The organism is Rhodococcus koreensis, assembly GCF_017068375.1.
GTDB lineage: Bacteria > Actinomycetota > Actinomycetes > Mycobacteriales > Mycobacteriaceae > Rhodococcus_F > Rhodococcus_F koreensis.
This window is the reverse complement of sequence record NZ_CP070609.1, coordinates 8,924,277-8,946,301: the sequence shown is the minus strand read 5'-3', so window position 1 is coordinate 8,946,301 and position 22,025 is coordinate 8,924,277. Positions and strand designations below refer to the sequence as shown.

General features: G+C 65.8%; 13 protein-coding genes and 3 pseudogenes. 10 read left to right on the top strand and 6 right to left on the bottom strand.

The window, feature by feature from the left end; genetic code table 11:
* The first annotated feature begins 396 nt into the window (after positions 1-396).
* Positions 397-1,320, top strand: a complete 924-nt coding sequence (locus JWS14_RS40820) for a GntR family transcriptional regulator (protein ID WP_206015841.1) — start codon at positions 397-399, stop codon at positions 1,318-1,320.
* A 460-nt stretch (positions 1,321-1,780) separates the two neighbouring features.
* Positions 1,781-4,456 carry an aconitate hydratase AcnA gene (acnA, locus tag JWS14_RS40815; RefSeq protein ID WP_206015840.1) on the top strand — a complete coding sequence of 892 codons (2,676 nt, stop codon included), beginning with the start codon at positions 1,781-1,783 and terminating at the stop codon, positions 4,454-4,456.
* A gap of 190 nt (positions 4,457-4,646) precedes the next feature.
* Here the strand turns inward: acnA and JWS14_RS40810 are convergent, their stop codons facing one another.
* Positions 4,647-4,904 (bottom strand): hypothetical protein, encoded by a 258-nt coding sequence (locus JWS14_RS40810; protein WP_206015839.1) that lies wholly within the window; start codon positions 4,902-4,904, stop codon positions 4,647-4,649.
* Between the two features lie 734 nt (positions 4,905-5,638).
* Positions 5,639-6,175, bottom strand: a pseudogene (locus tag JWS14_RS40805) (IS110 family transposase); the annotation flags it as partial.
* Positions 6,176-6,841: 666 nt separating this feature from the next.
* Here JWS14_RS40805 and JWS14_RS52265 point away from each other — a divergent pair.
* The 3 genes and pseudogenes from JWS14_RS52265 to JWS14_RS40795 all read left to right on the top strand — a co-directional run.
* Positions 6,842-7,219, top strand: a pseudogene (locus tag JWS14_RS52265) (protein kinase domain-containing protein); the annotation flags it as partial.
* A gap of 57 nt (positions 7,220-7,276) precedes the next feature.
* Positions 7,277-8,005: pseudogene (locus JWS14_RS40800) on the top strand (Kelch repeat-containing protein); the annotation flags it as partial.
* Between the two features lie 636 nt (positions 8,006-8,641).
* Complete coding sequence (locus tag JWS14_RS40795) at positions 8,642-9,328, top strand: FHA domain-containing protein (RefSeq protein ID WP_206015838.1); 687 nt, start codon at positions 8,642-8,644, stop codon at positions 9,326-9,328.
* Between the two features lie 184 nt (positions 9,329-9,512).
* Here JWS14_RS40795 and JWS14_RS40790 read toward each other — a convergent pair whose 3' ends face one another.
* On the bottom strand, positions 9,513-10,037 hold the full coding sequence (locus JWS14_RS40790; protein WP_206015837.1) for a hypothetical protein: 525 nt from the start codon (positions 10,035-10,037) through the stop codon (positions 9,513-9,515).
* A gap of 2,471 nt (positions 10,038-12,508) precedes the next feature.
* On the opposite strand from JWS14_RS40790, the gene JWS14_RS40785 reads away from it, so the two are divergent.
* Positions 12,509-12,907 (top strand): hypothetical protein, encoded by a 399-nt coding sequence (locus JWS14_RS40785; RefSeq protein ID WP_241031629.1) that lies wholly within the window; start codon positions 12,509-12,511, stop codon positions 12,905-12,907.
* A gap of 559 nt (positions 12,908-13,466) precedes the next feature.
* Here the strand turns inward: JWS14_RS40785 and JWS14_RS40780 are convergent.
* Positions 13,467-14,087, bottom strand: a complete 621-nt coding sequence (locus JWS14_RS40780) for an FHA domain-containing protein (protein WP_206015835.1) — start codon at positions 14,085-14,087, stop codon at positions 13,467-13,469.
* Positions 14,088-14,474: 387 nt separating this feature from the next.
* Between JWS14_RS40780 and JWS14_RS40775 the strand changes: the two genes are divergently transcribed.
* From JWS14_RS40775 to JWS14_RS40765, 3 genes are read left to right on the top strand one after another with little or no spacing between them, the layout of a single operon-like run.
* A complete protein-coding gene (locus tag JWS14_RS40775) occupies positions 14,475-15,716 on the top strand; it encodes a hypothetical protein (protein ID WP_241031628.1) in 1,242 nt (413 codons plus the stop codon).
* Positions 15,713-16,606 (top strand): hypothetical protein, encoded by an 894-nt coding sequence (locus JWS14_RS40770; RefSeq protein ID WP_206015833.1) that lies wholly within the window; start codon positions 15,713-15,715, stop codon positions 16,604-16,606. Before JWS14_RS40775 ends, JWS14_RS40770 begins: the two co-directional genes overlap by 4 nt.
* Before the next feature lie 12 nt (positions 16,607-16,618).
* Positions 16,619-18,625 carry a serine/threonine-protein kinase gene (locus JWS14_RS40765; RefSeq protein WP_206015832.1) on the top strand — a complete coding sequence of 669 codons (2,007 nt, stop codon included), beginning with the start codon at positions 16,619-16,621 and terminating at the stop codon, positions 18,623-18,625.
* A 226-nt stretch (positions 18,626-18,851) separates the two neighbouring features.
* Here JWS14_RS40765 and JWS14_RS40760 read toward each other — a convergent pair whose 3' ends face one another.
* Positions 18,852-19,157 (bottom strand): hypothetical protein, encoded by a 306-nt coding sequence (locus tag JWS14_RS40760; protein ID WP_206015831.1) that lies wholly within the window; start codon positions 19,155-19,157, stop codon positions 18,852-18,854.
* A gap of 586 nt (positions 19,158-19,743) precedes the next feature.
* Positions 19,744-20,268: a hypothetical protein gene (locus JWS14_RS40755; protein WP_206015830.1), complete on the bottom strand. Its 525-nt coding sequence runs from the start codon at positions 20,266-20,268 to the stop codon at positions 19,744-19,746.
* Positions 20,269-20,805: 537 nt separating this feature from the next.
* Here JWS14_RS40755 and JWS14_RS40750 point away from each other — a divergent pair.
* Positions 20,806-21,687 carry a hypothetical protein gene (locus tag JWS14_RS40750; RefSeq protein WP_241031627.1) on the top strand — a complete coding sequence of 294 codons (882 nt, stop codon included), beginning with the start codon at positions 20,806-20,808 and terminating at the stop codon, positions 21,685-21,687.
* Positions 21,688-22,025 lie beyond the last annotated feature (338 nt).

Here is a 22,025-nt window from a genome sequence, read left to right as displayed (position 1 = left end):
GGCATGCTCGGGTGGGAGGCGAGGTGCCGCGGGCCGGGCACCCCGCAGTGCGGCGGAACCATGCGGTGTGAGCTGCATGTCCGTGCCGATTCGGCGCACGAAGATCGTGTCCGTGAACGTCGCCGACCTGTTTCATCGGCCGGCGTCTTCGATCCTGAACACCGAAACGCCGGTGCCGTGGGGCTGCGCTCGCCGGAGGTCCGGGAGCCGACGATTGCGACACAGTGCGGCGCACTGATCGGCTGAGAGGTCATGGGATCTTCCTTCTCGGTCGGGTCCGGCATGGCGGGTGCCTGTTCGCTCACGAGCACGGGCTCATGCTCACGGTAAAATGGCCCGGATCGCGCCGCGCGCTGTGGATACCGCGATCGACGAGCATGGCGAGAGGTGTTGATGGTGTCGTCGGATCCAGGTCGGTCGGTGGCGTCGCCGGGGTTGTTGTCGACTCGGGTGTCGCCGACATCGTTGGCGATGCGGGTGATCGAGCTGATCCGCGAGGAGAAACTCGACGAAGGAGCGCACCTGTCCGAGCAATGGGTCGCGGACTCGCTACGCGTCTCCCGGACCCCCGCCCGCAAAGCGTTGTCCTACATGGCCGACATCGGACTGGTCGAGCAACTCCCGCGCCGCGGGTTCCACCTGAAGATGTCGGCCGCCGACCTGGCCAAGGTCGCGTTCTCCACCGACACCGGCGACGAGGAACAACTCTACTTCCGCATCGTCGACGACCACCTCGGCGGCCGGTTCACCGGCGAGTTCACCACCACCGACCTCGCCCGCCGCTACGGGCTGACCACCCGTCAGGCGAACCTCGTCCTCACCCGAATGGAATCGGAAGACCTGATCCGCCGCCGCCCCGGCCGGGGCTGGGAATTCTCCCGGACCCTGACCACCGCCGAAGCACACGATCAGTCCTACCGGTTCCGCCTCATCGTCGAACCCGCCGCCCTCCTCGAACCCGGCTACACCATCGACCCCGACGCCTTCGCCCTGCACCGCAAGCAGCAGGAGTCGATGCTGCACGGCAACATCGTGTTCCTCTCCCGCACCGAACTGTTCCGGTACGGGTCCGAATTCCACGAGATGATCGTCGACTGCGCGCACAACGCCTACCTCTCCGACGCCGTCCGCCGCGTCAACCGACTACGCCGCCTGATCGAGTACAACCACCAGGCCGACCGCGCCCGCCTGGTCACCCAGGCCACCGAACACCTACACCTGCTCGACCTCCTCGAAGCCGGCGACAACGAACAAGCCTCCCAATACCTGCACCACCACCTCGACACCGTCCGCGAAAAGAAAACCGGCATCACCCACTGACCACCGTCGCCCATGCCGGTCTCGCCGTCGTCACACGGATGCTCCACCGCACATTCCATGCGTCGGTCATCCACAGATACCCAGCATCGGGTACCGGGAACGCAGGTACTGCCGTGAGTTCAGCGCGGCCTGATCGCCGTCCCTCGGACCAACACCGATCACTCTTGTATTTTTACGCTAACTAGTACAGTATGTGTGAGTAGTAGAACGTCAGGTTCCGCGTGAACTCATGCGATGAGTGCTCGACCGTGACGCGTATCCCCTTCTGGCTCAACTGGGAAAGGGATATCGCTTCCTGACCGGGCGCGGCTCCGGATGATCTGCGATTGTACGAATCAGCAATAGCAGACCAGCACGTGTGGCGGTGACGGCGCGGTCGATTCGCTCGTACGGACGCGGTGGCGTCGGTGCGGGTCGCCGACCCGTCACCACGTACACAGCTCAGTGACGGCAGGAATCCATGACCACGCTGCAGACTTCCGAGTCGAACGAGATGGCGATCGAGCAGACCCGCTACCGGTACCTCCCGCTGGACTCGATCCTCACCCCCGACGAGATCGCCGCGGCACCGTACGCGATCCGGATCCTGATCGAGAACGTCGCCCGGCGGGCCCCGGCAAACCTGGACGCCGTCCTGGCCCGCTTCCGCGGCGAGACCACCGAGTGCGAACTGCCGTTCCACCCGAACCGCGTCATGCTGCACGACACCACGTGCCTACCGGCTCTCGCCGACTTCGCCGCGATGCGCGACAGCGTCGCCGAACTCGGCGGCGATCCCGGCGCGCTGCAGCCGTCGATCCCCGTCGATCTCACCGTCGATCATTCGGTGATCGCGGAGGAGTACGGGAGCCCGGACGCTCTCGAGGCCAACCTGAACATCGATTTCCGCCGCAACAGCGAGCGGTACCGGTTCATCAAGTGGGCGGAACAGAGCGTGGCGAACTTCGGCGTGATCCCGCCCGGAACCGGCATCATCCACCAGGTCAACATGGAATCGCTCGCCACCGCGGTGTGGGTGGACCGATCCACCGAACCGCCCACGCTGCATCCGGACGTACTGGTCGCAACCGACAGTCACACCCCGATGATCAACTCGATCGGCATCGTCGGCTGGGGCGTCGGCGGTCTGCAGGGGCAGGCGGCGATGCTCGGCGAGCCGGTCACCATCCAGTACCCCACCGTGGTCGGGGTGAAGCTGACCGGGAAGTTGCGAAGCGGCGTCACGGGAACCGACCTCGCCCTGACCCTCACCGAACTGCTCCGTGCGCACGGCGTCATCGACAAGTTCGTCGAATTCCACGGGGACGGCGCGCTCGACCTCGGGTGGGCCGATCGCGCCGCGGTCTCGAACATGGCCCCCGAATACGGGGCGACCTGTGCGCTGTTCCCCACCGACGAGCAGACACTGCGCTTCCTCGAACTCAGTGGCCGCAGCCCCGGCCACTGCCGGATCGTCCGCACATACCTCGACGCCCAGCAGATGATGCGTCACCCCGGAAGTCCGGCACCGACGTACGACGAAAACCTCGCACTCGATCTGGCCCGGGTCGAACCCAGCCTCGCCGGCCCACGCATGCCGCACGAACGTGTCGCACTGGGCAACGTGCCCGCGTCGTTCCTGGAAGCCGCCCCGGCCCCGTCCTCCGGCCGCGGTGTCGACCCCGTCTTCGGGCAGGAGATCCCCCACGGGCCCATTGCCATCGCGGCCATCACCAGTTGCACGAACACCGCCAACCCCACGCTGATGGTCCAGGCCGGCCTACTCGCGCAACGCGCCGCCGCCGCCGGACTCACCAGCAAGCCGTGGGTCAAGACGTCGCTGTCTCCCGGTTCCAAGGTCGTCACCGAATACTTGTCCGAGGCAGGCCTTCTCACTTCGTTCGAAAAGCTCGGCTTCTACACCGTCGGATTCGGTTGCATGACCTGCATCGGCAACTCCGGCCCCCTGCACCCCCGGATGGAAGAACTCGTGGACGAAGGCATCGTGCCGACAGCGGTGCTGTCCGGAAACCGCAACTTCCCCGGTCGGGTGAACCCGCGCCTCGACCTCGGCTACCTGGCGTCGCCGCCTCTCGTCGTCGCGTATGCGCTGGCCGGCACAATCCTCCACGACTTCGACACCGACCCCCTCGGTCGCCGGGCGGACGGGACCCCGGTGTACCTGCGGGATCTGTGGCCCTCCGACGCCGAGGTCGCCGCAATCGTCGCGGCCTCCGTCCGCCCCGACATGTTCCGGAAGAACACGGCCGCCATCCGGACCGGTACCGCCGAATGGCGAGAACTGTCCGGTCAGAGCAAGATCCGTTTCGACTGGGACACCCAGTCCACCTATATTCGGCGGCCCACCTACCTCACAGGCCTGGACGCCGAACCGTCGCCGACCATGACGATCAGGGCCGCACGGGCTCTGCTCGTGCTCGGCGACAACGTCACCACCGACCACATTTCTCCGGCCGGGGCGATCCAACCGAACAGTGCGGCAGCGGAATACCTGCGTGGATTCGGCGTGCGACCACGCGACTTCAACCAGTACTCGACGCGACGCAGCAACCACGAAGTGATGATCCGCGGCGCCTTCACCAATCCGGCCGTGCACAACCGCCTCCTCCCGCCCGAAGAAGGTGGCCCCGGCGGATGGACGTACACCGCAGACCGTAGTCAGATCCTTCCCGTATTCGACGCGGCACCGTCCTACCAGGAGGCGGGAATCCCGCTCGTCATCCTCGCCGGCAAGAACTACGGCGCCGGATCCAGCCGTGACTGGGCCGCGAAGTCCCAAGCGCTGCTGGGGGTTCGAGTGGTCGTGGCGGAAAGCTTCGAACGTATCCACCGCAGCAACCTGATCGGAATGGGTATCCTCCCCATCCAGTTCGGCGACGGCGACACGGTAACGAACTACTCACTCGACGGCACCGAATCGCTGAGCTTCGAAGGACTCGACCGACTCGTGGTCGGAATGAACCGACTCACGCTGCACATCATGTACCCCGGCGGCACCGAAAAGTCCGTGCCGGTACGGATGCGCCTGGACACCCGAAACGAAATCGCCTATCTACGGCACAACGGGACGCTGCCCTACGTGGTTCGCAAAGCGCTTTGCTCGACCACGAGCGAGCAGAACCAGCACCGGAGGTAGCGCAGCATCCGTCGAGCGACGTACGGGACTGAGTTCGCCGGGGGAATCAAGCGGCGGAATCAGGCGCCGTGTTGTGTCGGCCGCCAGCCGCGACGTGCAGCGATGAACCGGACCCCGACCCGAGGACCGCGCTGAGAATCAGGCCACGAACGCAATTCAACCGGTATCCCGACAGTCCCTTCAAGACTGATCAGCCGCGGGCGAGTCGGCGTACGGCAACGCGGAGAGTGTTTTCGAGCCGAGGTAGGTCGAGTTCCTCGGGGGCGGTGACGGCATTTTGCGTGGGGTTCCAGCTGATTCGGCGGTCGACCCCGGTGGCCGCGGCGGCGAGTTCGGTGCTCCACTCGGTCAGGGTCGGTTCGGGGTAGTCCACGCCTTCCCATTCGAGAATCCAGAGGGCGAGCGATTCCCACTGCAGGTCGGTGGCGTGGATGGTCCGGGGTTTCATCGGTTTGCTGGTCCTATTCTCTGTCGAGCTGGGGTGGTCTGTGCGGTCGGCGATCACTGTGAGGGCGTTGGGTGTTCGACCCACGCCGCCGAGGCGGCCTCTGTGAGGAGCAGAAGTGGTTGCGGGGGCTAGCCGCGGTCCGGTAGACGTGCCGATCGGCGGTTGTCAGTTTGTTTCCGCGCGGTGATCTGGTCTGGTTCTACCAATTCGAAGTAGCGCGGATCGGGATTGCTCCGCGCCGCGACTATGTCGCCGTAGTCGATGATGCGGGCCGAGGGAGCTAGGTGGATCCTCTCGTGGGTGCCGACGTATCGGAAATGGCGCATGACGATCCTCTCGTATGGTCGGCGCTCTGGCGTGGCGCAGGACGGGCATGTGCCCGACTCTCCGAAGGAGGGGGCCAACGCATGTCCTGGGACCGGTGGGTGCCGCGGGGATGTTGATCGCGGAGTTTGCTCCTGTGCTCGGTTCGAATGGGGTTCGACGTCACCGAGGACGAGGACGCTTGCAATCCGCTTGAACTCACCCCGCACGTCCAGCGCGGCGGCCGATCGCACGCTGCGCGGCCCTCCCTGTACACGACGCGGGTACCGCTGATGCGGGTACCTGGCGGAGGGACGACGATACAGAAGAATCTCGAGAACCGCCCTCGATGATGATCGGGGGCGGGCTCGGCCTTACCGCGCTACGTATTCGCAATGAGACTCCCTCAATGGTTCGTGAAGACAATGCGAAGCCTCAATCACCTTTGTCGGTATGAACCCGGTGATGTCGGAGACCACCGAGGTCAGCTTGATCCCGGCATCCTCGAGCAGCTTCTCGAGGCGCTGCGCCTCCCGGCTGCGCTCGCGGGTGATGGTGGTTCGGGTGCGGGTCAGATCCCGCAACTCTCGGATCGGCGGATCCGGGACGAACGAGGCCCGCACCAACCCGTGCGCCCCCAGGTCCGCCAGCCACGCGGCATCCGAAACGTCGCTCTTGCGGCCGGGCATGTTTTTGACGTCACGGGCATTGACCAACATGACGTCGAGTCCGTCTTCGAGTAAGTAGTAAAAGGGTTTCCAGTAATCGCTGGTTGCCTCCATCACCACACAGGTGACATTCTCCGCGAGCAGGTGATCCCGCAGCGCCAGGATCTGCCCGGTCATCGACCCCCAGGTCGTTACCGTCGCCGTCGTCCGGATCCGGCCGCGTCCCTGCATCCGGACACAGAGCTTTGCGTCCTTCTTCGAGATGTCGATCCCCGCGCAACGCGCGTGTACTACCTCCATCACACCGCTCCTGACATATCATCCCCGGCCGCGCAGGCGGCTCGGGCCCCGTTGTCGGCGTGTGCGTTTCGAGGAGGGCAGGATAAAAGAGGAAACTGACATTCGTGCTCGAAGGCAACATTCCACGGTGCCCGTGGATGAGATGCGCCCACCTTCGCAAGCTACCGTGCGGGCTCACCGGCACCATAGAGCAACCGCGATCGACCGAAACACACATGCCAGTATGCGCCCCCCACCATCACCGCGGGACGACCCGAACGTGACCTCACGGCACTTTCTCTCCCCACGGAGGAGCGCAGCGCCCCCTGCCCAGCTACCGTGATCGTGGGGCGAAGTCGGAGCCCCGGATAGACACCCTAGGGTGGGTACATTGTCATCTTGACGCAGATTTCAATCGGTCGAATACTTCTCGTACAGGATCGATTCGGCGACAAGCGCCGGGCTTCGCCGGCGTGATCGGACCATTCATGCCGTCGATACTCGTAAAGGGACCTGCGTCTCGTGTTGACCCCGGCGTCGGAAGAGTGGTTTCGATGAACACGTGTGCGCCTGCCGTCGGGTCCGACGTCGCCGACCCCGCCGGTCCGAGTGGCGAGCCGGCGGGCCTTCTCCGACACGGTGCGCACGGTCGTCGATCGCATTCGACGACTTGGGGATTGGTCGGGGATGGGTACCCGCCCGTCATCTCGGCGGATAGTGGACGGAGCTGAGGCGCCCCGATGGCCGACGTCAGCCGAGACGCAGCCCGTGCCGTGGGCGGGATCGTGGCCGAGTTGGACGCCGGTGGGTTCGCGGGGTGGCGAGGAGGTCGGCCGAGGAGGCTTCGGTGTCGTGTTCCGTGTGCTGCAGCGGTCACTGGGCCGAATCGTGGCAATCAAGGTTCTGACGTCAGACCTGGATCCCGAGAATCGCGAGCGCTTCCTGCGGGAGGGCTACGCGATGGGTGGGCTCTCCGGCCACCCGAACATCGCGAATATACTGCAGGTCGGCGTGATCGCCGCCGGTCGCCCGTCCATCGTCATGCACTATCACCCGCGCGATTCGCTGGCAGTGCAGATCCGCCGAGAAGGACCGCTGCCCTGGCCGGAAGCGATCAGCATCATCCACACGTGGAAGGCCGGCCCCGACCTGCCGGTCCCGCTCAATCATGCGATGGCCGTCGAATACGGGGGCGAGGTGGTGGTACTCGGCGGATGGGTGCCGGACGGCCCGAACCTCACCGGGACGACGTCGGATCGGGTGCTCGCGCTGCGGGACGGCAGTTGGGTGGACCTGCCCCCGCTGAACGAGCAGCGGGCGGCCGGTGCCGCAGCCGTGGTGGGCGACAAGATCGTGGTCGCGGGGGGACAGGCGAACGGTGCGTTGGTGCCGACGACCGAGGTGTTCGACGGTACGAAGTGGACGACCGTCTCGGACATCCCCACACCACGAGAGCACCTGGCCGGGGTGTCGGACGGGAAGTACTTCTATGCCCTCGGCGGGCGCGATCTCGCGTCGGACCAGAACACTGCCGCGGTCGAACGGTTCGACCCTGCCACCGGGACCTGGTCGTCGTTGCCGGGCATGCCCACGGCGCGCGACGGGCTCGGTGCGGCGTTCATCGACGGCCGGATCGTCGCGGTCGGTGGCGAAGAACCGACCCGGGTGCTGTCGACCGTCGAGGCCTACGACGTGGTCGCGGGGACCTGGTCGCAATTGCCGGCTCTGCCCACCGGGGTCCACGGGATGTCCGTCGCGACCGTGGGCCACACTGTCTATGCCATCGGCGATGCGCTGCGGCCCACGCACGCACAATCCACGGCGATCGCGCACGCTCTGGATTTCTGGTGATGGCATACGGCGCCCGTACAACACACCGCAATGATCCTTCTGCGGCACAGAAGTATCAACTTGCAGCTTCGTCTCCCCAACCGGGGATCCTCCGATCCGGAACGCGAGAAACGGGGGCCGCAACAGTGAACAGTCCCCCACAGGCACTTTCCCGACGATCTCGATCGGCGGTGACGATCGTTGTTGCACACCGAGACTCGCGCAGCGATGCGACCGCCTTGAGTCGACTACTCACCGAATGATCTCGAAATGAATAGCAGCCGAAGGGACTTCCCCCAACAGCAGAATCGTCGACGCCGCAGCACGGCGCAGCGATATGTGACATCCGGTTTCACCGATCAGTCGACTCACGAGAGTGCTGGCTGTAACGCCAAACCTGCCCACCACACGCGTCGTCAATCCGTCCCGGCACGCTCGCAGGGCAGTCGATGGCCATCCACGATCTGGCCGGCCGGTACCCGCCGCAGCCGCCGAGTCACGACCTGCGAAATACCCCCAGGGGTGAAGAATTCGCAGCCCTGATGATGAAGATTCCCTCCGACACCGAGACCACACTTTAGAGAGTTCCTCTGAACTGATAGCAACGATCATTGCCGGAGGACCACTGCCTACCGACCGAATCCACCGGGAGGTGCGATGATCCACCACAACGAAAACGATCGACCCGAATCGGTCCCAGACAAGCCGTCGTCACAGCGGGTAGCTGCCGTCAGCGGCGCTGACACGCCCTTCCTGCTGTACACAAACGACAGCCGCGGGCGCCGTCTGGCGCTGTCGGTCAACGACCCGCGCGTGGTTCTCGGGCGCTGCCCGCAGGCCGACGTCGCGTTGACATCGGATCCGTTGGTGTCACGGGTGCATGCCGTCATCGAGTGGGCAGGCGGACATTGGACGATTATCGACGGTGGACTGTCCCTCAACGGCACCGAAGTGAATGGTCGACGTCTCGTCGGTCGGCGTCGATTGCGACCGGGTGACTGCATCCGGATCGGCGCCTCGCTGGTGACCTACCACGCCACCCACGCGATCGAGGAAGTCGACACCGGTGGGCCGGCCGACCCACCGCTCCACGCGGTCACCGGCGCAGAGCGGGACATTCTCGATACACTGTGCCGCCCATTTCAACACCACGCTCCTTTCGCGTGTCCGCCGTCCAACTCGCAGATTGCCGAGGAGTTGCAGCTGTCCGACGCCACAGTCAAGACCCACCTGCGCGCCTTGTTCGCCAAATTCGGTGTCGAGGACCTTCCGCAGAACCAGAAACGGGTACGGCTCGCCGAGCTAGTCCTTCGCAGCCGTCTCGTCACCAAGCGCAAGCGGTGACTCGTCCACCACCCGCAGTCGTCGACGACGACGGCGGCCGCATGACTACACGGGCTACGCCACTGCGGACGATGACCACGGACACAAGCTCCCCCGCTATCCACAGTCTCGTCATGTCGCCTGCCTTTCGGCGTTTACCCGCATCGTCGTGACCGGACCTCTCTCGCGATGCGCGGCAAGTGAATCATGTTCTGCACGGGCCATCCGGCACAAGCCGGCGAACCTTCCTCTTCGACAACGCGGTCAACGGGGCTATGGCTCGCCCAAGCATGGCCACACAGCACGGCTGAAGGACATGCACCGCAGCGGAGGGACGACGCGGCCGGGCGAACGCGGTGAGCACGACGTGGGCGTCGAGACCATTGGTGCCGTCCGAAGTGGCATTCCGCAGCGCCACAAGCACATCGGTACGCGGCGACTGCCGGATGCAGCGGGGTGCGCCCGCGCATTGCGTCAGGATTCGAGCAGGGGTCGCCGCGTTCTCCAGATTACGTCCGGGCGGCTTGTTGGTGCGGTGGCTGTCACGGCACTGTGTTCGATCATCGGCCCACTGCTCGTAGTGTGTCGTCAGGTTCTCGTCGGCGGCGTCGACATCACCGGCCATCACTGGGAAGCGCTGTGCTGTGACCTGCGGCCGATCCACCGCAGCGTCGCGGACAGCAGACCGTCCCCGGTTACCGAACTTGCGCTGCACCGTCTTGAACGACACCCGGTCCGGTCGGCCACCCGCTCCAGGGTGAATTCGTCCAGCCAATACTCCCGGTACAGCTCCAGAGTGGCCTGCATCCACTCCGTGGTCTGTGCCGCTGACTGCGCCCGGCCGTTATCCGGTACGGGCGCGGCGACCCGCTTCCATGTCCAATATGATGGATCTCAAAATTTGGGCCAATCAACAGCGACGACACGTGGCATTTTGAGACGCTTCGACCTGCGCGTTCATCAGGTGTCTCGTTGTGTGGCCATGGAACCTGTGTCAATGTACTGGCATTTCCTCGCCGGGCATGAGGACGCTGGGTGGGCCGTGCTGGAATCGGGCGAAAGAAGCGCCCGACGCCAAGACGTCACGAGTGGATGAGGCCGCACAATAGGTTCGGTTCAACGGTCCATCCGGGCCGTCTCACCGCAACCACTGGCGCCACATAGCCGACCGAAGGTGCTACCAGGACTATATGCCATTGCTTGTGGCGGCCCAGATCCACTCGCATCCTCGGCCAGACACTTGACGCTACATGCCGTAGTGGACCGACCGCGGAAGCACGGTGCACGGAACCTTCCGCTCCCGGACGCGTCCGGTCGGGTTGACCCGATTATCCTCTCACACAATGGAAGATGCACGTATCGACTCGGCCGGACGCGTGAGTGGGGCAAGGAGTCGAGGCCTTACGGTGCGCTCGTGGTGACGAAAGGCGCGAGGAACGGCCCCTGCGCGCCAGTACATATGCCCATCACCGGCGAATTCGGCGCGAATGTCAAGGTCGCACTTGTAGTCCCTACAACGTCGGTGGAGTCGACCGGAGGGAAGCCCGGACTGAAGCCCGAGCAAGCCCACACCTCTCCTGCACTCGTGCCGGTGAGCCATACTTCGCCGGACCACGGCGCGGCACCCGGCGCGGCGGTAGGGGGACCCGCTGAAGCGATTCCGGAACCAAGGATTAGGATTGGTGCGATCGCAGCAGATGCAATGGCTACGCGCAGTGCAGTCTTCTTCATTTTGTTTACCTTGTCTCTGAGTTGACCGTCGCGGTTCGGACGGATTCGGTGATGTGCTCGGGAGTTCCGCAATTGACGTAACCCCTTGTCCGCGAATGTTTGGAATCGTCGACGCGTGTGCCGCGGCCCCGATTCCGTGCTACCTGGAACCTTCGGCCGTATCGACACCCTTCGGCATCAGTCCGAAATACTGGCGGGTTCAACATCGAACCCCGTCCCCCTATGTGTTGGGTACCGCTTTTGTGAGCACCTCCAACTCTGACCGACAAATGCGCGCGAAGCATCATCACCAGGATGGAAAGTTCTCACACTCGGGCTAGTCCTTCTGAATGAGGGGTTACCACTGCAGACGGTGTCCCTCGGCGACCCGGGTGTCACCGGAATCGGCATCTGGATCTGGAGTTAGGACAGTTTCCGCGGGGGATGCTGAATGTGTCAGTGGCTAGAGCGCATTCGGTTGTAGCCCGGTCAGGTTCGACGTGGACGACCTATATCGATCGAGCAGTGATGGGGTTGATGTTGTCCTCGACACCGCCTGTCCGAGGAACATTCGGCGGCGGCCATGCATCTTGGCCACACCGCGGGCCGCCGACGAGCCGCCGAACGGGCGCAGACGGCGCCGGTGCACGTCCGGGGCCAGCTCGCGGTCCTGCTCCTGCCTTTCGAGGCTTCTGCTTGTGTTTCCGGTGGAACCTGGGTGAGGGAGCGGTCGGTGCGGATGACGAGTTCATCATTATCCAGGGCGGTTCGGAGTTCCGGAGTCAGTCGGAGCAAGGCCCGCCGCTGGCAGATCCGACCCATAAACCTGGCGAGTTTCATGGCCGGCTTCTCGGTGGTTTCACTTGCTGATCAGAACTTCGACTTTGTCCTCTTCGATGACGCCGAAGTCCCGCGGCCGACGTTCTCGATGGCCGCCGTGACGAGCAGGGCGACCCCGTCTTTGGCGATAGTGTCCTTACCGACGATGTCGAGTGAGGGGCGAAGTTGCCGGCAGCGGCAGTCGACGGCAACCGTTGATCACCAGCACCGGGCGAACCCGCTCCGGGATTCGTCGTCCAGGTACACCCGCAGGCGTCGGCGCCCGGGCAGCCACGAGGACGGGGCTGAAGTTGGGTGCCAGTGATCGGAGCCCAATTCGCTCAGGCCTGTGCCGCCACACCGGTCAACGGCGTCGCCCAGATCGCCGCGCCGGTGGCGCGGATTCGGTGCCAACTCGCGCCCGGCGTGCCGGTCGGTGCCGCGCCGTGCGGCGGTCGACGGGGGGGGAGTTGAAAACACCGTCAGAAAGGATCAGCCGGGGTGATGCGTTTCCACCCCGGTGAGGATGGTTTCGCCGGGTGTCAGGGAGCAGAATTGTGTACACAGCGGGAGTCTCGACCTTCCGGATGTGATACCCGCGAACAGTTGACACAACCAGTCCACCACCGCGCCCGGCGACAAGGCCGCGTGCACGAATCAGTAAGTGAAACAATGAATAACAGATTCATACGCACGACGTTCGTTGCCTCGGCCGCGATCGTGCCGCTCCTTGCCTTCGGGTCCGGCATCGCCTCAGCCACACCACCGGTGACCGTTAGCGGCGGCGCACCGGGCGCGTACGTCACCGGCGCAGCTCAGCCCGACCCCGTCCCCGGAGCAGCAGGTCAGCGGTGCTCAGGCAACCGGGTCGGAGTCGACGTGAACACCGGCGAGGACATCGTCTGCGTCTACTCCCGCGACTACTACCCCGATGGTGTCTGGGTCACCGCCGACATCGTCGGTGTCCACAACATCGGGGACCCTTGCGACCCCTCGATCGACAATAGCTCGCAAACACCGGCAGGCGAGCCGATCATGTGTGTCCAGGGCCAGTGGATGTCCGGGCCGTAGGTCGGAGGGGTGCAGGCGGTTCTTGGGGCGTTGCCTCTTCCGGTATGCCACCTGTGATCGTTTGGGATGCACATCGATATCGCAACATGCGTACCGTGCTCACTCCCCCGCGCATCGATTGCAGCGCAGGCGTCGGCCTTTGCTTTCGTCGTGCGCAGCAATCTGCGCCTCTTCGGCGGCCGGGCCGCCCGCGGTCGAATGTCCTCAGGCACATCAACTGTCGATGGCCAGTAGATCGCCCAAGTAGGCGGCAACGAGTCTCCCCGGAGGCAGCCAGGTACACCCACTGCCTGAGTGCCAATGTGCGGCGGGAACGGGTTGGTCCCTTCCCTACTGTGGCGTGGGCGCGTCGGGCGCTGTCACCTTTTCAGTGACGACGATGCCGGGCGTGGTGCACGAGTCGACGGTGACGGCGAGGGTCCTGCGCACGATCTTTTCGAATCCCGAGGGTGGTCGCTACTCACCGCCGTGGCAATCGTGCACAACATGACGGAAGGCGACGCCGCCGGAACGAGGGGGCGTGGAGCGAGGCGAGCCTGTCGAGAGATCTGTCTTGGACTCACAGATCGCCGACGGTGATGATACCACTGTGTCGGGCGCGGGCGACGAGTTGCATGCGCTTCTGGTTGTTCGGCAAGTCCTCGAGACCGAACTTCGAGAAGAGAACGCGGAGATGACATTTGACCGTGTCCACGGTCAAGAAGAGGTGGTCGGCGATCTCCTGGTTCGAGGCGGGGTGGGCGAAGGCCGCGTTGTCTTTGTACGGCCGGCACAACGCCACCAGGACCGCGAATTGCGCCGGGGTCAGGGCGGCCCGGGTGGGCAGGGAGTCGGCGGTGCCGGTCATCTCCCCGCTGGCGGCAATGAACGTGCGGAAGGTCAGCGACGAGGATCCAATCCGGATGACGTCACCGGCGTAAAGCCGTCGGCGCCCACTGAGGCGGTCGCCGTTGACGAAGGTACCGTTGCGGGAGAGTCCGTCATCGGTCACCGTCCAATAGGATCCGATCCATTCGATGGTGGCGTGCAGCCGCGACACGTTCGGATCTGATGGCAACGCGATATCGGCCTTCTCCGAGCGGCCCACGGTGACCCGCGGTGCGTCCACGGACAGCACGAATTCGCGGGTGCCGTCTCCGCCGTCGAGATAGCAGAGGTTCGGTTCGCTCAGTGCATTCATCGCCGGCCTCCCCGCAATTTCGGCACACGACTTTCGGTCGGACACTTCGCCGTGGTGCCAGTCTAATTCCGCAGGTCGGCGCGGCACCATGGTCGGTGGTGCGGTTTCATCGCGCATCGGCGTGCCGGTTTTCGACGAAGGGTGACAAGGGTCCACCCGGGGGGTGAAGATTTGGCCGTGGTCGGCACATCACACTGGAGGTCGATCACTTCGACCTGAGAAGATGCCATGCCTCGAACCCGTCACCACACTCGCCCCGGTAGCCCGGAACTCGGTGCGCGTCGGGTATTGCCCCGGCGCTCAGCCCCGGCGCAGACTGAAAGCACCGAACGCGCACCCGAGGGGGTGGGGCAGATGCCCCAGCCAACCCGTTGGCGGCGGTCGGTCATGGTGATGTCCACCCTGGTGGTCGTCGGCGCTCTCGGGTTTTTCGGGTTCCACTCAGGATCCCCGCACGCGGTCGCTGCGCCACAATCGGTGGCCACCGTTGTTGTGCGGCAACAACCCGTCGCGCCGTGGCCGACGATGCCCCAGCTTCCTCTCCCCGGCCCAGGAGAGAGTCTCGACCCGGCACCGTTCCCCGCTGCCGACGATCAAGAACCGATTTGTGTGCCCGCAGGTGTGAAGTGTTCCCAACCTCCGCTGGAGATTCCGCAAGAACCGCAGCTAGAGATCGACGAGCTGCCACAACTGCCGCAACTGCCGCAGCAACAACAGCAACAGTACGAGGAGATTCCGCAGCAACAACAACAGCAACAGTACGAGGAGATTCCGCAAGAACCGCAGCTAGAGATCGACGAGCTGCCGCAACTGCCGCAGCAACAACAGCAACAGTACGAGGAAATTCCGCAAGAACCGCAGCTAGAGATCGACGAGCTGCCGCAACTGCCGCAGCAACAACAGCAACAACAGCAACAACAGCAACAACAGCAACAGTACGAGGAGATCCCACAGCTGCCGCAGCAACAGGACGGCGGCACTGTTTGTTACCCGCCGAATCCACTGTGCACGCCGCCGGAGATTCCCCCGCCTCGAACCAACGAGGGCATTTGCGACCCACCATGCACACCGGCACGGGAGATTCCCGATTCCCCGTCGCCGGGACCGACCCCGAGTCCGGTAATCCCTGTTCCTGGGCCGATCGTGCCGGTTCCCGGGGCCGCCCCGGTACCAGTGGTTCCGGGGGTCGTCATCCCCGGTGTCGTGGAGCCAATACCGGTGCAGGGCCTCGAGCTCAGCGATCCGGCGGTGGCCCCGGGCGCACCGGTGACGGCATCGGGTTCGGGGTGCCCCCCGGGTGCCGGGGTGGCGCTCTCGGTGGAGGGTGTCCGGGCGGGCGAAACTCAAGCTGATGCGGCCGGCGCATTCGAGGCCCCGGTCAGCCCGGTTGTCGCCGACGTTGGGCGGCATCAGGTGTCTGCCGAATGCGGGCCGGTCCTGACCGCGCCACTGGATATCGTGTTGGTGAGTCAGGCCACCGGATCCACCGCCACCTCGGTGGTGATCGTCTTCTTCCTCCTCATCGGCCTGCTGATCTACCGGCGGCGCCTGCTCGCACCACAGTCGTACCGCAAGGAGCCGCAGTCGGATCTCGAGGAGCCCCATTCAGATCTTGGGGAGCGGTCATGATCGCCCGGTGGCTCGTTGCGGTCGCGGTGGCCCTCGGCGCCGCAGTACTCGGCGCCCCAGGCGCTGGTGCTGCCGAGCCCGTTCAGATGTCGGTGACCGTCAACGGCCAGGACGCTGCCACCGCAGGCCCGACCAATCCGATTCGCCTCGACCCGCAGAGCCCGGCCCAGGTGAAGGTGAATCTCGACAACGACACCGCGGCCCCCGTCACTGTCGCCGCGGTCGACGTGTCCGGGCATGTCCTCGGGTTGACGTTCTTCTCATATCACACCGCGGTCGGTCTGACTGTGGAGCCGGGACAGACGCAGTCTCTGGATTTCGAGCTCGATCTCTCAGGTCTCGATGGTCAGGCCACCGGCCTGATCAATGGGACGGTCACCGTCCGCGGCGCCGATGGGGCCGTACTAGCCGAGACGGCAACCGTCACCGATGTGAGGGGCTCGATGGTGTCGGTGTATGGGCTGTTCGGGCTGGCGCTGGCAATCCTGACCGCGCTCGCGGTACTCGATGCCGCCCTCGGCATCGCCCGGCGCCGACTGCACGAGAACCGGTGGCGACGCGGCCTGCGGATGCTCACCCCCGGCATCGGGATCGGGCTGGTGCTCGCTTTCACCCTGTCCGCCACCCGGGTGTGGGCGCCGACCCTGGATCGGTGGCTGCTCCTCGCCGGCGGATTCGCCGCCGGCTTCTTCATCCTCGGTTACCTCACCCCCACCCCGGACACCGCCGAGGACGAGGACATCGACGACATGGCCGACGACGAATACGAAGACAGTGACGCCGGGGACGACGACCGAACCGGCCGGATCGGTGAAGATCCCACCGACCGGTGGCCATCAGACACCGGCCCGCCGCCCACTCGCCCCCTCGGCACCAACCGACCCCGCTGATCGGACCGGCACATGGATACCGACATCGATCGTGTGGCCGCCGCCCTCCCCGCGTACGAGGTGGGCGGCGAACTCGGACACGGCGGATGGGGAATCGTGCTCGCCGGCCGCCACCGCACCCTCGGCCGCCCGGTCGCGATCAAACAGCTCCCGCCCGCCTTCGCCACCGACCCCGGCATCCGGCGCCGATTCACCGCCGAGGGCCAGCTACTCGCCTCCCTCGACCACCCGCACGTGGTGCCGGTCTACGACTTCGTCGAACACGACGGCCTGTGCCTGCTGGTCATGGAACTGCTCCCCGGCGGCACAGTGTGGAACCGATTCACCCGCACCGGATTCAACGCGCATGCCGCCGTCGCGGTGGCCCTGGCCTGCGCCGCCGGGCTGACCGCCGCCCACAACCGGTCCATCCTGCACCGCGACATCAAACCCGAAAACCTGCTGTTCGCCGCCTCCGGGGCGATCAAGGTGACCGACTTCGGCATCGCCAAAGTCATCGGCGGCGACCAAACCCTGGCCACCAAAGCCGGCGACGTCCTCGGCACCCCGTCCTACATCGCCCCGGAACAGGCCCGCGGCGGCGAGCTGACCCCCGCCACCGACGTCTACGCGCTGGCCACCATGCTCTACGAACTCCTCGCCGGGGAACTACCGTTCCCGCCAGCCGACGACGCCATGGCCCTGCTGTTCATGCACGCCTTCGACGAACCCACCCCGCTGCAGGAGACCGCGCCCGCCGTCCCCGACCCGATCGCCGACGTGGTCATGCGCGGACTGGCCACCGACCCCACCCTGCGTTACCCCTCCGCCGAGGCCTTCGGGATCGCGCTGGCCTCCGCCTCCACCGGCCGCTGGGGCCCGGGGTGGCTGACCACCGAGGGCATCCCGGTGATGGGAGCCGACACCATCGTCTCAGCCACCGGTCTCGGCCCCCCGCACACCCCGACTCTGACCGACAGCGACGACCATCCACCGTTGCCGCTGACCCGCCCACACGCCGCACCCCGCCGGCCCGCCCCGGGCTCTCCCGGCACCGAACCGCACCGGGCCGCCCCGGCAGCAACCACCGACCCGACGGCACCGACCGGATCCATCGACCCGACGGCATCACCGACCGCGACAGCACCCGGGTCGCGTGCCACGGAACCGCCACCGACGGTGCGCCCGTCGATCACCGTCCACGCCCGCGGTGCCCGCCTGGCCGACGTCTCGGGCGCCGACCTCGTCAACGTCCGCACCGTGGTGCATCTCCCCTCCCCTCGTGTTCCGCTGGTCATCGCCGCCGCCCTGGCTGTCATCACCGTCCTGGTGGCCTTGCTCGGTCTCGGTTCGCCCCCGGTCGATGTGCCCCCGGTCGGCGCTGTCACCGTCGCCGGCGTGGACCCGGCCGGCGGTGCGCCCGTCCCTGTCGATCTGACCGTGCCTGTGCCGGTCACGGTGGCGGTGGCGGGTGCCGGTCTCGCCGACGCCGCGACCCTGGCCCTCGACGTACTCGACATCCCGGTCAAGAACACCGGCGCCGCGCCACTGATCAACCAAGGTGGTGCCGCGGTCGCGACACTGCCCCCACTCGGCGGACAGTACGTCGTGGCCGGAACTCTCACCGGAACCCTGACCCTGCTCCAGGCCGGTCAGGTGATCGACACGTGGACGTTTCCGGTCCGCACCACCCAGCCGGCGACCACCACCGCGGCCGCCGTCGGACTCGCCGCGCTGGTGCTGTTCGCCGTGGCCTACCTCGAGTCGTTCCTGCGCTCGCTGCGCCGGGGGCGGGGCCGGATCACCGGCATCATCGGCGCCACCGTCACCGCCGGCGTGCTCGGCGCCGCGGTCGTGGGCGCCCTCTGGATTCTCACCGCTCGCCCACCGACCAACACCACCGTGGTGGCCTGTGCGGCAGTCGCGGCGGCGGCCGGTGCCGCCGCCGCGATCGGCACCGCCCGGATCGGCCGCCGGCGCCGCTACCGTCGAACCCACCGCAACACCAGATCCACTAGCACCACCACCGACCAGCGGTAAAACGCGTACCCTGAGCGACACCGCCGCCCGGGAACGCCCCGTCCCCGCGGGCGGGGCCCAGCCGTGGCGCGAGCCACGAGCCAGACGCTGCCCGGAGACCGAGGGCCCGATGCCGCACCATCGGATCTTCGTCCGCAACACCACACCGACGCGGGAAGCGGGACTGCCGCCGCGAACCGGGTTACCCCTGAGGATGAAAGAAGTTGTCGCACAGCGGATAGACGGTTTACGGCAGCGCAGCAGGATCGGGCAGGCCGACGGTAGGGCCCGGGAAGGCAATCCCGTCGGTGCCGACACCGACACCACCAACGGTGATCCCGGGCAGGGAAACACCGGGGATATAGACGGAGACGGTCGGAGTGGACGGTGGGGCCGAGGGATCGGTCGCGGAAGCCTCGTCCAGCCGTTCCCAGCCGTAGCCCTCCCGCAGGCCGCTGCCATTTGTTTCCGCGCCGGCGATACCCCCACCAACAGATAGGGCAACCGCCGTGAATGCGATCAAGGGAACAGCGAATTTCATAGCGTTCGACATGGTCAAACTCCTTGCGTGATGAGATCGAGAGGTCTGGGCGCCTCGAAACAGTACGGATAACGCCGAGATCAGCTTGCGGACTTCGGACTACCATCGATCCCGAGAAAGTGCCTCGACTGGACCCCGGCGAGTAGGCAAACCGGCGGTCTGCGGCGACGGATAGCGGCAGTGCCCCCGCCTGCCTCTTACCGGCCGGTCGCGAATTCGTGCGTGTCGATGCGGGTTCGATGAATGGAGACAGGCCTGCCCTCAGGCCGTCTGCCTTGCCGACCGCGCGCCTCGACTGCGGGGAACAGTTCCGGATGCGCCATCATCGGCGGCTGGGCGATTGCCGCAGGAGTGGTCGATGCCCCCGGAAGGGAGCTTCGACACAGCGTGTTCGTGCCGGCTCGGTGTGATCATCATTGACGGAGACAGACCGTCCAGCGCGCCATTCTCCCGATGGCTCGAGGCCCGGGCGTTCTCGGATGAGTGCACACCGCAGGCCCCGTCGCGTGCATATGGACTCCCGCAGGGCCGGCCCGGTGTCTCATGAGTGGGCCGGCCCTGCGGGAGTCCGCGATCCCTTACGGGCAGGGGATCGGGATCAGCAGACGAACGGAATCGGGATGACGCAGATGCCGGGGCCGCCGCCCTGAGCAGGTGCAGGTGCCTGCTGGATCGTGCCGCCGTCACCTCCGGGGGCCACTCCACCGTTGCCACCCGCACCGTTGCCACCGACACCCCAGCCGCCGACGCCGTCGCCGCCGGTGGTCGGGCCCGTGGTGGCGTCGCCGGAACGCGCATTGCCGCCATCGCCGCCGCTGCCCACCTCGCTGTTGCCGTTGCCGCCGCCGTTGTTCAGTCCGATGGTTGGGCCGCCAAAGGAAATTCCGGGGGCGCCGGCGCCGCCGTCACCGGCATTGGCGTTGCCGGACTCGGCGTTGCTCTGCGCGTCACCGCCCGTACCGGGGGCGCCGACACCCGGTGCGCCGAGCCCGGGTGCGCCTGGGGCACTGCCCCCCGCACCCCCGGGCGCCCCCGGTTCGGCCGACGCAATTCCCGCACCCGCCGACAGTGCGAAGGCTGCAATGGCAATCGCCGTGATGGTGCGTCGCTTGATGTTCAACATGTGAAACTCCCTGTGCTGCTTGCCGGTTTTGCTGTCCCGACAAGATTCCCGCGAAATTTAGCGAATTGATATCCTCGGCAGGTCTGAAGTTCCTCACCCCTGCACCATCAGGAAGTGATGCGGCGCACTCGGCCCTGTTGCCTGCCGGAGTTGCCGAACCCACTGGCGCACAAGCTCTTCGCCGACATGCGGTGGGTTTCAAAAGAATTGGTGTAGTGCATGTTTCAGTTCGTCCACACTGGCAGCGTGATCGCTCCGGACATCCGGCGCTCCGCAGACGCCCCACTGCATACACTTCGGGGCCACCGCCTTGCGGAGGTACCTTGGCGCTTGCCCTGAGCTGAGCGGAGGTAGAGGTCGCGTTCGACCGGTGTTCGTCCATATCGGGCCCGGTCGTGGAGGCGGGAGCGGGCACACGAGCTTCATGGGGTGAGGAACTTCCACCCCGCTGTCGAAGAATCCCCGTGCCTGTCCGCGAGAGGCTAATAGGCGTTGACCGGCACGGAAACCCTGCTCCCCAGTAAGGAAAGACTCGCTATGAGGCACCACTCCCTTCGCTCGGCTCTTCTGATCAGTGCTGTTATACCCGCAGCTCTCCTACTCCCCGCACTGGCCTCGGCCGCCGAACCCACGTCGGAAGGCAGCGAGTCGGCATTCGAGCGCGAGATCGACAAGATCGGCTGGCATGATGGCTTCGAGATCACCGTCGACAAGGTGACCGCGAACTCGGATGATGCCTCGACGACACTCGATTTCGACCTGAACTACAAGAACCTGGTCGGAGTCAGCCACACCCCCACCGACAAGGCATACCTCGAGGTCGATGGCGCGGTGGTCAAGCTGTCATTCGACAGTCCCGAGATCGCTGGCGGCGGGGAAGCGTCCGGCACGGCGACGGCGTCCATGAAGACCCCGTCGGGCGCACCCGACGTCGACGACGTCGTCGACAGCGTCGTCCTGGTCTACGGCCAGGCCGACGCGAACCAGACCCGCATCCCGTTGGCCGAACACGACGACGTCGAGAGCATCGAGCCGAGGGGCATCCCGGTCGGGATGACATTCGGCACGGACATGGAGATCACCCTGGACGAGGCGTTCCTCTGGCCGAGCTACCAGCCCGGCGAGAAGGACAAGCACGAGGTCTGGGTCAAGATCAATGCAAACTGCGGGCGCTGCTCGACCGGCGGCTTCTTCGATGTCAACCCCGGCGACTTCGAGCTGACAGGACCGGACGGCCAGTCAGGCCGCGGCGACAAACGCGGCGGATTCATCTCCGAGAATGTCTCCTCGACGAGCAAGATCGAAGGCGAGTGGATCGTCTTTGTCATGGACGAACCCGCGCCCGGCGCATACACATTCCTGTGGGAGAACAGCAATCTGGCAAAGCCCGCGCAGGCCTCGACACAGATCACCCTCTGATCGCCCGGGCCGGCACGAGTCGAACGAAAGGCTCGACGGGTCCACCCTGCCGCGGCCGGGTGGGCTCGGTTGTGGGAGACCAGTTGGGTCGTCCCTGCGCATACTCGCCTCGCCGGATACCGACCCGAGCGTCATGACCGCGCAACATCACAACACTGCGCGGTTGGGCGGCGTTCCGCCGGTCGAGTATCCACAGCTGATGGGACCACGTCGTGTCAGTCCACGGATGGGCCGATTCCGCACGATCGGAATTCGGTGTAGTGCCTGCGGGGGCGCCCGGCGAGGCGACACCGCGCGGCGGGGCTTCCGGGCCGACGGCATCGAGGCGGGGATGCCCA

What these genes read in the sequence shown, in the direction of transcription:
- acnA (WP_206015840.1), top strand. Translation starts at nt 1,781, where the DNA reads ATGACCACGCTGCAGACTTCCGAGTCGAACGAGATGGCGATCGAGCAG.
- JWS14_RS40810 (WP_206015839.1), bottom strand. Translation starts at nt 4,904, where the DNA reads ATGAAACCCCGGACCATCCACGCCACCGACCTGCAGTGGGAATCGCTC.
- JWS14_RS40795 (WP_206015838.1), top strand. Translation starts at nt 8,642, where the DNA reads ATGATCCACCACAACGAAAACGATCGACCCGAATCGGTCCCAGACAAG.
- JWS14_RS40785 (WP_241031629.1), top strand. Translation starts at nt 12,509, where the DNA reads ATGAATAACAGATTCATACGCACGACGTTCGTTGCCTCGGCCGCGATC.
- JWS14_RS40780 (WP_206015835.1), bottom strand. Translation starts at nt 14,087, where the DNA reads ATGAATGCACTGAGCGAACCGAACCTCTGCTATCTCGACGGCGGAGAC.
- JWS14_RS40775 (WP_241031628.1), top strand. Translation starts at nt 14,475, where the DNA reads ATGGTGATGTCCACCCTGGTGGTCGTCGGCGCTCTCGGGTTTTTCGGG.
- JWS14_RS40770 (WP_206015833.1), top strand. Translation starts at nt 15,713, where the DNA reads ATGATCGCCCGGTGGCTCGTTGCGGTCGCGGTGGCCCTCGGCGCCGCA.
- JWS14_RS40765 (WP_206015832.1), top strand. Translation starts at nt 16,619, where the DNA reads ATGGATACCGACATCGATCGTGTGGCCGCCGCCCTCCCCGCGTACGAG.
- JWS14_RS40760 (WP_206015831.1), bottom strand. Translation starts at nt 19,157, where the DNA reads ATGTCGAACGCTATGAAATTCGCTGTTCCCTTGATCGCATTCACGGCG.
- JWS14_RS40755 (WP_206015830.1), bottom strand. Translation starts at nt 20,268, where the DNA reads ATGTTGAACATCAAGCGACGCACCATCACGGCGATTGCCATTGCAGCC.
- JWS14_RS40750 (WP_241031627.1), top strand. Translation starts at nt 20,806, where the DNA reads ATGAGGCACCACTCCCTTCGCTCGGCTCTTCTGATCAGTGCTGTTATA.